Source organism: Paenibacillus xylanexedens (assembly GCF_017874615.1).
Lineage (GTDB): Bacteria > Bacillota > Bacilli > Paenibacillales > Paenibacillaceae > Paenibacillus > Paenibacillus xylanexedens.
On sequence record NZ_JAGIKV010000015.1, the window covers coordinates 152,657 to 167,120 of the forward strand.

The following is a 14,464-nucleotide window of genomic DNA, read 5'->3' on the forward strand; positions in this document are numbered from 1 at the left end:
CTCGCCTCCTAATCGCGGCGAGGCCGTTCATGACGGCGGCTCAGCTCTGACATAATGTCGTCCAGCGGCAGCTTGCGTTCTTGTAACAGGACGAGCAGGTGATACATCAGGTCACTGACTTCCAGACGAAGCTCGTCATTATCTTTATTTTTGGCGGCGATGATTGTCTCGGACGCTTCTTCACCGATTTTTTTCAGTATTTTGTCTACACCTTTATCAAACAGATACGTTGTATATGCACCCTCAGGACGCTCACGTTCACGCTCTGCAATAACGGATTCCAGTTCAGCCAATACCTCAAAGCGACTTTCGGAACCGGAACTTGCAGAAGCAGATGCCGCACCCGCTTCATCCGAAGCCTTGTCTGCCGATTTCTCTGGCAAGCCAATGATCTCATTATGGAAACAAGTTACCGCCCCTGTATGGCAAGCCGGACCGTTCGGTTTCACCTCAACCAACAAGGTATCGCCGTCACAATCATATTTTAGGGAAGTAATCGTCTGCACGTTGCCAGATGTTGCCCCTTTATGCCACAACTCCTGACGCGAGCGTGACCAGAACCACGTCTCACCGGATTCAAGCGACAACTTCAGAGATTCGCGATTCATATAAGCCATCATTAAGACTTCCCGAGTATCCACATCCTGCACAATGGCAGGAACCAATCCGTCACTCCAACGAATGTGTTCCACAACCTGTTCCAAGGACAACTGTTCCTTGATTTCATCGCTCACTTTAGTCACGGATCTCCACCCCTTGTTCTCTCAAATGTTGTTTTAACGCCGGTACGGCGATTTCTTTGTAATGGAAAATCGTTGCGGCCAGCCCTGCGTCCGCTTTGCCTGTGGTAAATACATCATAGAAATGAGATTCCTTGCCCGCACCGCCCGATGCGATGACTGGAATACGCACAGATTCGGATACCGCTGCCGTCAGCTTCAGATCAAAGCCGTCTTTTGTTCCGTCCGCGTCCATACTTGTGAGAAGAATCTCCCCCGCGCCCAAGCTCTCAGCCTGTTTAACCCATTCCAGCGCCTTGATCCCGGAGGGTTTCCGTCCACCATGGGTATAGACTTCCCACTCGCCCCAAGCTTCGTTATACTTGGCATCGATCGCTACCACGATACACTGCGAGCCAAAGCGACGTGCACCATCTGCAATCAACTGCGGATTAAGTACCGCGGCTGTATTCACTGCAATTTTATCCGCACCTGCACGGAGAATCCGCTTCATGTCCTCTACCTTAGAGATGCCACCACCTACCGTAAAGGGAATAGCGATCTCGCCCGCCGTCTGCCGCACGACTTCTTCCATCGTTTCGCGCCCTTCTACCGAAGCGGAGATATCGAGAAACACCAATTCGTCCGCGCCCTCGCGGTCATATAGTGCCGCCAGCTCTACCGGATCACCCGCATCGCGGAGATTAACGAAGTTGACGCCTTTGACGACCCGGCCGTCCTTCACGTCCAGACAGGGGATGATTCTTTTTGCCAGCATGCTACCTCTTCCTCTCTACCCGAATATCCCTTACTTATTGACCGCACGTACTGCCTCAGACAGATCGATACTCCCAGTATACAGTGCTTTACCCACGATCGCTCCACCAACACCATCATCCGCATGACGACTCAGACGAAGCAGATCATCCATTACACTTACACCGCCGGAAGCAATAACCGTCCGTCCGCTTGCCTTGGCTAGAGACACAATCGCTTCCACATTAGGACCCTGCATCATGCCATCACGGGAAATATCCGTAAAGATAAACGTTTCTGCCCCATACGCCGCCAATTCCTTTGCGAGTACCTCTGCTTGCACTTCCGATGTTTCAAGCCAACCGCGAGTTGCCACGTAACCGTTACGAGCGTCGATGCCAATTGCCACTTTGTCGCCATAACGTCCCAGTACTTCCTCTGTAAAAGCACGATCCTCAATCGCTGCTGTTCCAATGATCAGCCGGCTAACACCCAGACCCAGCAAACGTTCTACATCAGCTACCGTACGAAGTCCACCACCTACCTGAACAGGTACGTTCACAGCCGAGGCAATCCGCCCGATCAGCTCATCGTTAACAGGGTGCCCTGCTTTCGCACCATCCAGATCCACCAGATGAACGTATGTACCGCCTTGTTTCTCCCAGGATAGAGCTACTTGAACCGGGTCATCGTTATACACGGTCTCCTGATTATAATCTCCCTGCACCAGTCTTACACATTTGCCGTCCCGGATATCAATCGCCGGATATAGGATAAAAGATGACATACAAGGCCTCCTGAATATGAATTAGATTTGTACGCTTTCTATAGTTAAAAAGAGATGATGTTTTACCTTTGTACAGGTGCTCCTGTCAGGGCCAAAAAGTTGCCGAGCAGCTTCATACCAAGCTCTCCACTTTTCTCCGGGTGGAATTGCATACCGAAGTTGGACCCTCTGCCTACAATGGCTGTCACCGGATGTCCGTAATCCGTTACCGCCAGCAAATCGTCCCTGTTTTCAGTAAGCGCATGATAGGAATGGACAAAATAGACGTGACCTGCCTCAAGCCCCGTAAATAGCGGATTTTCCGCGTGCAGGAATTCCAAACGGTTCCATCCCATATGAGGAACTTTCAGCTTTCCTGGTGCGAATCGCACCACTTTACCTGGCAAAATATCCAGTCCCTCATGCTCGCCATGCTCTTCACTTGAGCTGAACAACAATTGCATGCCCAGACAGATACCGAGCAGTGGCTTGGACCCGGCAGCGGCTTCCTTCACCACCGTATCCAGTCCACTCTCCCGCAGATGAACCATCGCATCACCAAAAGCACCTACGCCTGGCAGAATGACACCATCTGCGCCAAGAATCTTTTCCCGGTCACCCGTGACCAGCGCTTCGTAGCCAAGACGTTCGACCGCTTTGCCGACGCTGTGCAGGTTCCCCATACCGTAATCGACAATTGCAATCGCCATCGTCTACAGCACTCCCTTCGTAGAAGGCACACCCGTTACACGTGGATCAATCATCGTTGCTTCATCCAGTGCACGTCCCAGCGCCTTAAAGATCGCTTCAATCATGTGGTGGGTGTTCTGACCATAGTGCACAATGACATGTAACGTAATCCGAGCTTCCAGCGCCAATTTCCACAGGAATTCATGTACCAGCTCCGTGGAGAAACTGCCTACCTGTTGGGATGGGTATTCTGCACGGTATTCAAAGTGAGGTCGGTTACTCACATCAATAATGACCTGGGCGAGCGCCTCGTCCATCGGTACAAAAACACTGGCGTAACGCTTAATACCGCGTTTATCACCCAACGCTTCTCGCAACGTCTGTCCCAGACAGATTCCGATGTCTTCAACCGTGTGATGATCGTCAATATCAATATCACCACGGGCATGTACATTAAGGTCGAATTGTCCGTGCTTCGTGAACAAATCCAGCATATGGTTCAGGAAAGGTACATCCGTTTCAATCGTGGATTGTCCTGTTCCATCTACAGTAAAGGCCAATTGGATATTGGTCTCGTTTGTTTTGCGGTCAACCTCTGCTTGGCGCACTGCACCTTTGTTTTCAAGTTCCACACCATTATTTTGCTTTTCCATTGTCCGATTCCGCCTTTCCTTCCTGTTCTAACCGTACAGCGATTGCACGGGCATGCCCTTCAAGACCCTCATGGCGGGCCAACTCTATAATAGCCGCTCCGTTCTGCAGCAGCGCTTCTTTACTATAATAGATCAGACTCGATTTTTTGATAAAATCATCCACGTCCACTGGCGAACTGAATCGCGCGGTTCCATTGGTCGGAATAATGTGATTTGGTCCGGCAAAATAATCGCCTACTGGCTCCGAGCTGTACGGGCCGAGGAAGATCGCACCGGCATTCTCGATCCGGCCAGCGTAAGCCATTGGCTCCTGCACCATGATCTCCAGATGCTCCGGTGCAAGTCGGTTCACCACGTCGATTCCCTCATCGATGGAATCGACCACAATAATCGCGCCATACTGCTCCACGGAAGCAGCAGCGATATCACGTCGCGGTAGCACTTCAAGCTGCCGCTGCACTTCGCCCTGCACGGCTTCCGCCAGCGTGGCCGAATTCGTGACGAGAATGGCCGATGCCATCTCGTCATGTTCCGCCTGCGACAATAGGTCGGCGGCGACGTACACCGGATTCGCCGTATCATCGGCGAGCACCACAATCTCACTCGGCCCGGCGATACTATCGATATCGACCGCACCGTACACCTCGCGCTTCGCGAGCGCCACGTAAATATTGCCCGGTCCACAGATCTTGTCGACCGGTGCAATACTCTCCGTGCCGTAAGCCAGGGCGGCGATAGCTTGAGCGCCGCCAACCCGGTACATCTCGCTCACGCCTGCTTCCGCAGCAGCAACGAGGATGTACGGGTTAATACCTTCGCCACCGTTCGTTGACGGCGGCGTCACGACAACAATCTCCGGCACGCCTGCCACCTGTGCCGGAATCACATTCATCAGCACTGACGATGGATACGCTGCTTTGCCGCCAGGTACATAGACGCCGACCCGCTTCAGCGGTCGGATGACCTGGCCCAGCAGGCTGCCGTCCGGCTGCCAATCCATCCACGAGTTGCGTTTCTGTTTCTCGTGAAACGCACGAATGTTGGCGGCGGCTTGCCGAATCGCCGTCACAAAGGATGGCTCCACGGCTGCATAAGCCGCCTGCAGCTCTTCCTGCGGCACGCGCAAATCCGCGGCCGTCAGCTTTGTACGGTCCAGCTGCTCCGTGTAACGCAGCAGTGCCGCATCACCCTCACGGCGAATGTCGCTGACAATCTGCCGTACCGTTTCATTTTGCTGCGGTGTGCCATACTCCACTTCCCGCTTCAGATCAAACTCCCGTGCAGGTACAATTTTCATACGTACAACCTCCTCATCCTCTGTAATACCTGCCTTCTTGTGGCCGATTTGCTTCTTTATTTTGTCTCTTACTCTTACTCTTACTCTTACTTTTGCTTCTGCTTCTGCTTCTGCTTTGCATGTTTCTCATCTATATATCCGACACAGTAGATTATCCCCGAAAGCTTCCCGCCGATATCTCATTCGATGCCGGAATGACCTGCTGAAGTGCATCACACAAGGCCTGAATTCGTGCATTTTTCATTCGATAACTTACCCGATTGGCGATAAGACGGCTAGTAATCTCCAGAATACCCGTGATTTCGACGAGTCCGTTCTCACGCAGCGTCTGACCTGTCTCTACCAGATCGACGATTCGATCTGCCAAACCAATCAGGGGTGCAAGCTCAATGGAGCCATTCAGCTTAATCACCTCGACCTGCTGCCCCTGCTCCCGAAAATACTGTGAAGCAATCCTTGGATACTTCGTTGCAACACGTTGCTGGATGCCTGGCTTCCAGTCTGGAAGTCCGATCACAGACATACGGCACTGAGCGATTCCCAGATTCAACAGTTCGTACACATCCCGATCTTCCTCCAGTAGCACGTCTTTACCAACAATTCCGATATCAGCAACACCGTACTCCACATATGTTGGAACATCTACGGGCTTCGCCATAATGAATTCCATTCCCGCTTCCGGTACTTCAATGACCAGTCTGCGTGTATCGTCCACGTCTTCTGGAATATCCAGCCCCGCTTCACGGAACAACTTGGAGGCTTTTTTATAGATTCGGCCCTTCGGCATGGCCACCTTCAGAATATCCGACATCTCAGCGTCCTCCTTCTTCAGATCCGTAAGTAATAACCTGCTCCGCCTGAACGGTTGTTGCTCCACCTGATACGGCACTTGCCTCAGCCCCGTCTTCAGGAAGGAGGAGTGTCACTACATTTTGTCCCATACTGCGTAATCTTGCTGCTTCTGTTAGTGCCTCGGCCCGACGTTTCGGGCTATATTGGATAAGTATCGGTTTTTTCTCTTCAATGATAATGCCATGAACACCATCAATAATACGGTTCGTTTTCAGTGCAAATCCTGTAGCTGGCAATGAACGACCAAACTGTTGTAACAGATTATCATACCGTCCGCCGCTACATACCGGAGATCCCAGTTCGGCTGCATACCCTTCAAAGGTCATGCCCGTATAATAGGAGAAATCACCGATCATCGTCAGATCAATCAGCACATGCTCGGATACACCGTACGCCTCCAACACTTCGAATACGGCACACAGATGTGCAATCGACTGTGCTGCTTCAGCACTTGAACTTAGCTCTACCGCATGTGTGCATACTTCCTTACCACCACGCAGACGCAGGATCGCTTCAAGCTGTTCTTTCAACTTCGGCTCCAGATTCAATGCTTCAATTGACTGGCGATAGCCGACATAATCACGTCCGAGCAACCCTTCCTTCAATTGCTCCTGCTCAGCGGTCTGGCCTGGAATCACTTCCTCCAGTAATCCGTTCAGGAATCCCATATGACCCATCGCTATTTTAAAAGAAGACACTCCCGCTGCCTGCAAAGAGGCGATCGCAAGCGCAACAACTTCTGCATCCGCCTCAGGTGAGTCGTCTCCAACCAACTCCACGCCTGTCTGAAAGAATTCAGCTTCACGTCCAGCTTCCTCCTCAATAGAACGGAATACGTTCGCATGATAGGACAGACGCAGCGGCAACTGCTCATCTTTGAGCATGGATGAAACGACGCGTGCAATTGGAGCCGTTAGATCCGATCTGAGTACCAGTGTGGTTCCCCTGCTGTTTAGCAATTTAAATAATTTACGATCTGATGTAGAGCTTGCCACACCTACCGTATCGTAATATTCAATCGTTGGTGTGATGATCTGACGGTAACCCCAGCGTTCCATACATTCCAGTACATTGCGTTCAATCGTCCGCAGCTTGGATACTACATGTGGTGTATAGTCGCGGAATCCGGTCGGTTTTTCAAAACCTTTTGGTTTGGACATTGGTAATATTCACCCCGAGTCAGTAATTTAAGAGTTGCACTCGTTCTATTTCAACAGGATTTATGTAGTGTAAATCCCCAATCTATCTTATAAACCTGAATCACAGTATTATCGCATAAGCCTTCAACTATTGGTTTAGTTCAATCTTTATCATGCTTCATTTCTCCAAGAATACTTTCACATGGTAAAGTGCTAACAAACTAAAGGATATGGGATATGATAACATGAAATCCGCACTACCGTCAACAATACCAAAGCTTGATTGCCCTTGGATCAACATATCGTTTTTATATACACACCGTTACACTCGCCAATCGGTATTTATATACGAAAAAAGCTGCCATAAGCAGCTTTTTACTTCAACACATCTTCATTCATTACTTTATTGACTCAATGCACACTACCCTGAGAAGAATCATCCGTGTTAAAGACAGTTTCTTCCGTAGAAGCTGCCGCGCGGGATAAATCACGTAGTGGATTACCTCCAACAAAAGCTCCTGGAGCAACATCCTTATGTACGACTGCTCCAGCAGCTACAACGGCTCCATCCCCTATGGTTACCCCGGGCAGAATCGTTGTGTTAGCACCAATCAGTACATTTTCCCCGATAATCACCTCACCGAGCCTGTACTCCTTAATGAGATACTCATGAGCGAGAATCGTTGTGTTGTAACCGATGACAGAGTTTTCGCCGACCGTTATTTTCTCCGGAAAAAACACATCCACCATCACCATCAGGCCAAAGGCCGTGTGTTTTCCTACCTTCATACCGAGCATTCGGCGGTAAATCCAATTCTTCACCGATAGGATCGGACAATAGCGTGACAACTGGATCCAGATAAAATTACGAACGCCCTTCCACGGACTCACTGTCTTGTAGATATGCCAAAGTGCATTCTGGTCCTCTACCGGATAGCGGGTTACTTTTCTCATGAACGTCCCGTTTCAACCCGGATGAGTTTCAACAAGTCTCTCATATCGTGCAACATGTGATCAGGACCATATCCGTTCAGGATTGTTTCCCCTTTAAGGGACCATGCAACCCCCGCCGAGAGTGCGCCCGCATTTTGAGCCGATTGAATATCCACTGGACTGTCACCCACCATTAACGTTTTGGCAGGATCTGCACCCAGTTCCGTCATCGCTTTCAGTACCGGTTCAGCGTGTGGCTTCGGATTCGTCACATCGGTCACTGTTACAATCGTCTTCATATATTTCAGTAGGTCAAAACGCTCCAACACCTTTAATGTAGATGGACGAATTTTGGTTGTGACCACACCCATCACAATGCCAGCCTGATGCAGCGCCTCTACTACCTCAATAACATGTGGAAAAGGTCTAACCATCGCTTCATGATGGATATCATTATAAGCACGGTAACCTTTCACGTACTCGGAGACTTCCTCCTGGCCAGAAAAGGTACGCATTTGCTGCTCCAGTGTGCCACCCATATGTGGAATGATCTGTTCCCGAGTCCATGGAGCTGAATGCTCCCATCCCCCCATGACATGCTGGAATGAGCTGATAATCAACTCATTGGTATCAATAATCGTTCCGTCCAGATCAAACAATACCGTGTCAATCATGTTGCATTACTCCTTTTTATCATCAACTTGCTTGGATTCATCTTTGGCTGGAGGTGTTAACTTATTCTCTTTGCCAGCAACTCTTCCCGTATGCTCCATATCATCTGAGGTAACTTTGGACGATACAATCGGATCACTATAACGAACATCTGCTTTACCTGTCACTCTTCTCACCACAATGAATACAACAGCAACAATAATGATGCCAATCGCGAGCAGTTGCGAGATTCTTACGTTACCGTAAGCAGGATCAAGATATCCTTGTTCAAAGCCCATTGCAGTCATTGGAGACCATAGCCCGTTCACTAATGAAGCGACCCATTGCGGAGCCTGGAAGCCAAGACTATCCGTACGTAGAGCTTCAATGAAGAAGCGACCGATAGAGTACCAGATGAAATAAGACATGAACAGTTCACCTGAACGCAGAAACTTCTGACGACGCAGAACCAGCAGCAAGACCAGACCAACGAGACTCCACATCGATTCATACAAAAATGCAGGATGGTGGAATACGCCTTCTACGTTCATTTGATTCACAATAAAGTCCGGCAGATGAAGCTTGTCTCTCAAAAATGATTCTTCTACAGGACCGCCGTAGGCTTCCTGATTCACAAAGTTCCCCCAGCGTCCGATCAACTGTCCAACGAGCAGTCCAGGCGCACAGATATCGGCCATACGCCAGAAGTTATACCCTTTACGACGGAAGAAAATAACTGCACAGATGATTGCACCAATAAGGGCACCATAGATGGCGATACCGCCATTCCATATTTTAAAGACATCCCAGAAATTATCTTTATAATCTTCCCATTTAAATGCGACGTAGTAGATGCGGGCACCAATGATGGCAGAAGGCACGCCCAGCAAGACCATGTCCATGAACACTTCCTGTGGAATATTGTAACGTTTGCCCTCCCGGATCACGAGCAGGAGTCCTATAAGTGCCGCAGCACCAAGAATAAGCCCGTACCAGTGAACCTTTAACGCTCCAATAGAGAACGCAATCGGGTTCAACAGTAATAATGTATCCATTCATTCACACTCCTATTTATTCAATCAATCGCACGCATGACGAATGGTTGGCATACACTGCGCCTTAAGAGAAGCAGTACATGTCAACCATTTATCTTCATTTCCTTGTATAAAATGTTTCTTAATCCATGTCTTCCATATCTTCCGAGATGGTTGCTGTCAGCTTATTCGTGAATTGCAGTGCAGCATTCAGACCCATCTGTTTCAGGCGATAGTTCATACCTGCCACTTCAATAATAACCGCCAAGTTCCGTCCCGGACGAACAGGAATCGTAACGAGAGGTACATCCGTATCAATGATACGTGTAGTCTCTTCATCCAGACCCAGACGATCATATTGTTTATCCTGCTGCCATGCTTCCAGACGTACAACCAAAGTAATCCGTTTGTTATTCCGAACCGCACCAGCCCCGAACAATGTCATGACGTTGATAATACCGACACCTCGAATCTCGAGCAAGTGGCGGATCAATTCTGGTGCAGTACCGTGCAGCTGAAAATCTGACGTTTGGCGGATCTCTACCGCATCATCGGCAATCAGTCGGTGTCCACGTTTCACCAGTTCAAGCGCTGTTTCACTCTTACCAATACCGCTGCTACCTGTGATCAGCATACCTACGCCATAGACATCACAAAGTACACCGTGAATGGTTGCTGTTGGTGCCAATTTCTTTTCCAGGAATCCCGTGATCCGGCTGGATAGAATCGTAGTAGCCATGTTGCTGCGAAGTACAGCCAGATTCTGCTCTTCACTGATATCAATCAGCTCTTGCGGAACTTCCAGTCCACGCGTGACAACGATACAAGGCGTCTCTTCCGTACAAAGACGTTGCATACGATCTCGCCGCTCTTGCTCAGGTAACATTGCAAAGAAAGCTAACTCCGTTCTTCCAAGCAGCTGTACCCGTTCTTGTGGATGGTATTCAAAATAACCGGCCATTTCCAGACCAGGACGGTTCAGGTCATCTACCGTAATGACTCTTTTCAATCCGTGAGATCCAGAAACAACCTCCAACTGAAATTGCTGCACCAGTTCAGATACTTTCACTTTTTTCGCCATTTGTCTCTTCCTTTCAGCATTAGCTGTCCCTCTATGTACATCAGATCGTGTATCAGTTATTTCCATTATTAGCGCATTCACAACATGGGGTACAGAATGCATACCCTTCCAACAGTCGATTCTCTCAAATAAATGAAGACAGACCTTCAAATAATCTTAAATGAATTCCGAGATGAATGCAATCGCAGCCTCCGACAACCATTAGTAAGAAAAGTCTTCTGATCGAAGCACCTTCTAGGATACTACATTCGTAGTTTAAGGGGTGTTTTTCTTACGATTATTAATCCTTCAACTCTGCCGAAACTTATAAATTCATTAATCTTAAAAAAGCCCCTTCCAGCAATAACGGAAGGGGCTCTCATTACAATGTATAATTGCGTTAACTGTCAGGTTCCATCGTCACCGAGGAATCCCAGTATTATTTGTCTTGAAGAAGTACGTTCACTTCAGTCTCTTTGTCAAAGATATGAACTTTGTTCATGTCGATGGCCATTTTAACTGTGGAACCATCACGAGTGTTAGAACGTCCGTCTACACGTGCGATCGTTGTATCATTACCAACACCGCTCAAGTAGAGGAGCATTTCGTGACCCAGGTTCTCTGTAACATCTACGTGTGTAGAAAATACAGAGTTCGGGGAAGCTTCCAGGAATACTGGCTCTTCGTGAATGTCTTCTGGACGAACACCCAGAATCACTTCTTTACCAATGTATCCTCTAGATTTCAACACTTGTGCTTTACCTTGCGGGATTTCAACATCCACACCAGGAGCTATGAAATGCATGCTAGTACCTTGCTCAGCGAGTTTACCCGAGATAAAGTTCATTGTCGGGGAACCGATGAAACCAGCTACGAACAGGTTAGCCGGCAGGTTGTACAACTCTTCCGGAGAAGCTGCTTGTTGGATGATACCATCCTTCATAACAACGATCCGATCACCCATCGTCATAGCTTCGATCTGGTCATGCGTTACGTAGATAACAGTTGTTTCCAAACGTTTCGCAAGTTTAGTGATCTCAGCACGCATTTGACCACGCAGTTTGGCATCCAAGTTGGAGAGAGGCTCATCCATCAAGAACACTTGTGGATCACGGACAATCGCACGTCCCAAAGCGACACGTTGACGTTGACCACCGGACAATGCTTTAGGTTTACGCTCAAGCAAATGTTCGATATCCAGGATTTTAGCTGCTTCACGTACACGTTTGTCGATCTCATCTTTTTTAACCTTACGCAATTTCAAACCAAACGCCATGTTTTGATATACGCTCATATGCGGATACAAGGCGTAGGATTGGAATACCATCGCGATATCGCGGTCTTTAGGTGCAACATCATTAACGACACGGTCACCGATATAGAGTTTACCTTCAGAAATTTCCTCAAGGCCTGCGATCATACGAAGTGTTGTTGATTTACCACAACCGGACGGACCTACCAGTACCAGAAATTCTTTATCTTTAATGTCCAGGTTAATGTCAACTACAGTTGCTTTATCAGAACCCGGGTATTTTTTGAAAATATGCTCTAAACGTACTCCAGCCATGATTGTTGCCTCCTCAGAGATCATTTTGTAATCGAATACAATTTGTATTTTTATAATACCCTACTTACGTGAGGTTTGACTATTCGCAAACTGCACAAAAATATCAATGCTTTTTCGTCACTTTGTACATTAGTAGTAAAAACTGCACTAGAACAGCACTTTCAAAGTGCCTCACATCGTAACCAATCTCCTGTTTGATCTTGTCCAGACGATAAACCAACGTATTACGATGGATGAAAAGTCGTTTCGCTGTCTCGCTGACATTACAGTCCAGGCTAAAAAAGGTCTCCAGCGTAGCAAGTGTCTCACTGTCATTGAAGATTACCGTATCTTTGCCTGTTTCTTGTATAAAACGTGTACGTTGATCATCTGGTATGCTCGCTACCAACCGCTCCAGGTGAAGATCCCATGGGAGATGAATATGCTGCGTGACATGGAATGCTCTACCCAAGTGAACACTTTCTTTAAGAAGAGCTGTGACCGATACAAGTTGTTGTGCAGGAATGCATGGCAGAGAAGCAGACAGATGGAACACCCCAGCCCACTCACTGGCAACCAATTCATGTAATCCTAGACAAAAAGCGTTCAATGAATCCTTTTTGGCCTCCGTTGTATCTTCCTCAGCTTCTTCGGTAACAATTTCTTTATCACCCATGAAAACCCACTCTTGCTCCCCCAAAGGAATCAAGACAATTTCCTCGCCAAAGTAACTCTCAAGCAACTTGTTGAGTTCCTTTGATCGTAAACGGTGTGCATCCGGTGTATCCCCTTGCAGTAAGAACAGAATCTTCTCAGCATTTAATCCTGCGGGCACCACAAAGCGATCAGGAACCACTTCAGATTCCTGCTTGGTTGATTGTTCGATCTGCCCTTTAAGCCAGAGACCCAATTCAGTCAAATACTGTTCCCTATCATTCTCATATATAACAGGTTGTACCTCATCGGGTAGAGCCGAGTTAGTACGGATTAAAAGCTCAATCAATTGTCGTGTTTCCACGGTAATAGATTTTGCAGGGCATCCCCAACACACGACAGTCTCTTCTTGCTCATTCATCCGAACCTTAAAAAATATACGCTTTCCCGTATTCAAACTGATCACATCGGATGAAATTGGAGATGCAGATTGATCAGATACCTCCTGATGCTCACCCTCATCACCAAAGGTCTCTGAATTTTCATGTCGACCAACCAGATTCGCAACGGATTGCGTCCATTCTTGTATTGTAATTTCATATTCGTCCAAAGTTGTGCCTATAATGACTTCAATTTGCTGTTTTAGATCAGGTATGAGCTTCATATAATGAACGTCACCACTCTGCATGTTTTCTATTAGTTTATCATATCTTGCCCAGCATTAATAAATATCGATATTGAGATAAAATCACACAACAAAAAAGAGCGACTAATCAAATTAATGATTAATCACTCTTTTCTTAGAGATGAGTCATGAAGGGCTCGAACCTTCGACACCCTGATTAAAAGTCAGGTGCTCTACCAACTGAGCTAATGACTCATGAAACTGGTGGAGGATGATGGATTCGAACCACCGAACCCGTACGGGAGCAGATTTACAGTCTGATGCGTTTGGCCGCTTCGCTAATCCTCCAAGGTTAAATAAAAGTGGCTCGGGACGGAATCGAACCGCCGACACGAGGATTTTCAGTCCTCTGCTCTACCGACTGAGCTACCGAGCCTTATTTAATTTTAGGATTAATGGCGGAACCGACGGGATTCGAACCCGCGATCTCCTGCGTGACAGGCAGGCATGTTAGGCCAACTACACCACGGTTCCAGGCATTAATGGTGCCGGCGAGAGGACTTGAACCCCCAACCTACTGATTACAAGTCAGTTGCTCTACCAGTTGAGCTACACCGGCGTATATGGTGGAGGCTGAGGGGATCGAACCCCCGACCCTCTGCTTGTAAGGCAGATGCTCTCCCAGCTGAGCTAAGCCTCCTGGGTAATATGGTAGCGGCGGAGGGGATCGAACCCCCGACCTTACGGGTATGAACCGTACGCTCTAGCCAGCTGAGCTACACCGCCATATTAATTGTGTCTTGATTGCTTGTCCATCTTTAGGTAAAGATGGCGGAGAGAGAGGGATTCGAACCCTCGCACCGCTTACGCAGTCTAACCCCTTAGCAGAGGGTCCCCTTATAGCCACTTGGGTATCTCTCCAAATAACAATCATCAACATCATTCAAGGATTGCTCCCTGAAAACTAGATTCGAAACGAAACATGCGAATTATCACTTGCTATTGGATAAGCCCTCGACCGATTAGTACTGGTCAGCTCCATGCATTGCTGCACTTCCACCCCCAGCCTATCTACCTCGTCGTCTTCAA

General features: G+C 48.1%; 14 protein-coding genes, 8 tRNA genes and 1 rRNA gene. All 23 read right to left on the reverse strand.

The annotated features are described in order from the left end of the window. Positions 1-8 precede the first annotated feature (8 nt). Positions 9-743, reverse strand: coding sequence for a bifunctional phosphoribosyl-AMP cyclohydrolase/phosphoribosyl-ATP diphosphatase HisIE (gene hisIE / locus J2Z28_RS19655; RefSeq protein ID WP_127546306.1), 735 nt, complete (start codon positions 741-743; stop codon positions 9-11). Beyond that, entirely contained in the window at positions 736-1,497 is a 762-nt protein-coding gene (gene hisF, locus J2Z28_RS19660) for an imidazole glycerol phosphate synthase subunit HisF (RefSeq protein ID WP_017691268.1), read from the reverse strand. Before hisF ends, hisIE begins: the two co-directional genes overlap by 8 nt. 30 nt (positions 1,498-1,527) lie before the next feature. After that, positions 1,528-2,262 (reverse strand): 1-(5-phosphoribosyl)-5-[(5-phosphoribosylamino)methylideneamino]imidazole-4-carboxamide isomerase, encoded by a 735-nt coding sequence (gene hisA, locus J2Z28_RS19665; RefSeq protein ID WP_047841450.1) that lies wholly within the window; start codon positions 2,260-2,262, stop codon positions 1,528-1,530. 62 nt (positions 2,263-2,324) lie between these two features. Beyond that, complete coding sequence (hisH, locus tag J2Z28_RS19670) at positions 2,325-2,951, reverse strand: imidazole glycerol phosphate synthase subunit HisH (protein ID WP_211083881.1); 627 nt, start codon at positions 2,949-2,951, stop codon at positions 2,325-2,327. 3 nt (positions 2,952-2,954) lie between these two features. Then, entirely contained in the window at positions 2,955-3,584 is a 630-nt protein-coding gene (gene hisB / locus J2Z28_RS19675) for an imidazoleglycerol-phosphate dehydratase HisB (RefSeq protein ID WP_244988418.1), read from the reverse strand. Continuing rightward, positions 3,568-4,881 (reverse strand): histidinol dehydrogenase, encoded by a 1,314-nt coding sequence (gene hisD / locus J2Z28_RS19680; RefSeq protein ID WP_211083883.1) that lies wholly within the window; start codon positions 4,879-4,881, stop codon positions 3,568-3,570. Before hisD ends, hisB begins: the two co-directional genes overlap by 17 nt. Before the next feature lie 151 nt (positions 4,882-5,032). Then, entirely contained in the window at positions 5,033-5,692 is a 660-nt protein-coding gene (hisG, locus tag J2Z28_RS19685) for an ATP phosphoribosyltransferase (protein WP_211083885.1), read from the reverse strand. Between the two features lies 1 nt (position 5,693). Beyond that, positions 5,694-6,893: an ATP phosphoribosyltransferase regulatory subunit gene (locus tag J2Z28_RS19690; RefSeq protein ID WP_211083886.1), complete on the reverse strand. Its 1,200-nt coding sequence runs from the start codon at positions 6,891-6,893 to the stop codon at positions 5,694-5,696. A 390-nt stretch (positions 6,894-7,283) separates the two neighbouring features. Continuing rightward, entirely contained in the window at positions 7,284-7,826 is a 543-nt protein-coding gene (locus tag J2Z28_RS19695) for an acyltransferase (protein WP_036616162.1), read from the reverse strand. Continuing rightward, complete coding sequence (ppaX, locus tag J2Z28_RS19700; RefSeq protein WP_211083888.1) at positions 7,823-8,479, reverse strand: pyrophosphatase PpaX; 657 nt, start codon at positions 8,477-8,479, stop codon at positions 7,823-7,825. Before ppaX ends, J2Z28_RS19695 begins: the two co-directional genes overlap by 4 nt. A gap of 6 nt (positions 8,480-8,485) precedes the next feature. Beyond that, on the reverse strand, positions 8,486-9,511 hold the full coding sequence (gene lgt / locus J2Z28_RS19705) for a prolipoprotein diacylglyceryl transferase (RefSeq protein WP_211083890.1): 1,026 nt from the start codon (positions 9,509-9,511) through the stop codon (positions 8,486-8,488). A 121-nt stretch (positions 9,512-9,632) separates the two neighbouring features. Continuing rightward, positions 9,633-10,571 carry an HPr(Ser) kinase/phosphatase gene (gene hprK, locus J2Z28_RS19710; RefSeq protein WP_017691278.1) on the reverse strand — a complete coding sequence of 313 codons (939 nt, stop codon included), beginning with the start codon at positions 10,569-10,571 and terminating at the stop codon, positions 9,633-9,635. A gap of 418 nt (positions 10,572-10,989) precedes the next feature. Next, positions 10,990-12,117 carry an ABC transporter ATP-binding protein gene (locus tag J2Z28_RS19715; RefSeq protein WP_017691279.1) on the reverse strand — a complete coding sequence of 376 codons (1,128 nt, stop codon included), beginning with the start codon at positions 12,115-12,117 and terminating at the stop codon, positions 10,990-10,992. 103 nt (positions 12,118-12,220) lie between these two features. Next, positions 12,221-13,414 carry a PucR family transcriptional regulator gene (locus J2Z28_RS19720; RefSeq protein ID WP_211083892.1) on the reverse strand — a complete coding sequence of 398 codons (1,194 nt, stop codon included), beginning with the start codon at positions 13,412-13,414 and terminating at the stop codon, positions 12,221-12,223. Positions 13,415-13,557: 143 nt separating this feature from the next. Beyond that, positions 13,558-13,630 (reverse strand) — tRNA-Lys (locus J2Z28_RS19725). Positions 13,631-13,637: 7 nt separating this feature from the next. After that, positions 13,638-13,723, reverse strand: a tRNA-Tyr gene (locus J2Z28_RS19730). 15 nt (positions 13,724-13,738) lie between these two features. Further along, a tRNA-Phe gene (locus J2Z28_RS19735) sits at positions 13,739-13,811 on the reverse strand. Positions 13,812-13,831: 20 nt separating this feature from the next. Beyond that, a tRNA-Asp gene (locus J2Z28_RS19740) sits at positions 13,832-13,909 on the reverse strand. A 9-nt stretch (positions 13,910-13,918) separates the two neighbouring features. Further along, a tRNA-Thr gene (locus tag J2Z28_RS19745) sits at positions 13,919-13,994 on the reverse strand. Between the two features lie 5 nt (positions 13,995-13,999). After that, positions 14,000-14,075: transfer RNA gene (locus J2Z28_RS19750), tRNA-Val, on the reverse strand. A gap of 9 nt (positions 14,076-14,084) precedes the next feature. Continuing rightward, positions 14,085-14,161, reverse strand: a tRNA-Met gene (locus J2Z28_RS19755). A gap of 43 nt (positions 14,162-14,204) precedes the next feature. After that, positions 14,205-14,296, reverse strand: a tRNA-Ser gene (locus tag J2Z28_RS19760). An 81-nt stretch (positions 14,297-14,377) separates the two neighbouring features. Then, positions 14,378-14,464, reverse strand: a 23S ribosomal RNA gene (locus J2Z28_RS19765); the annotation flags it as partial.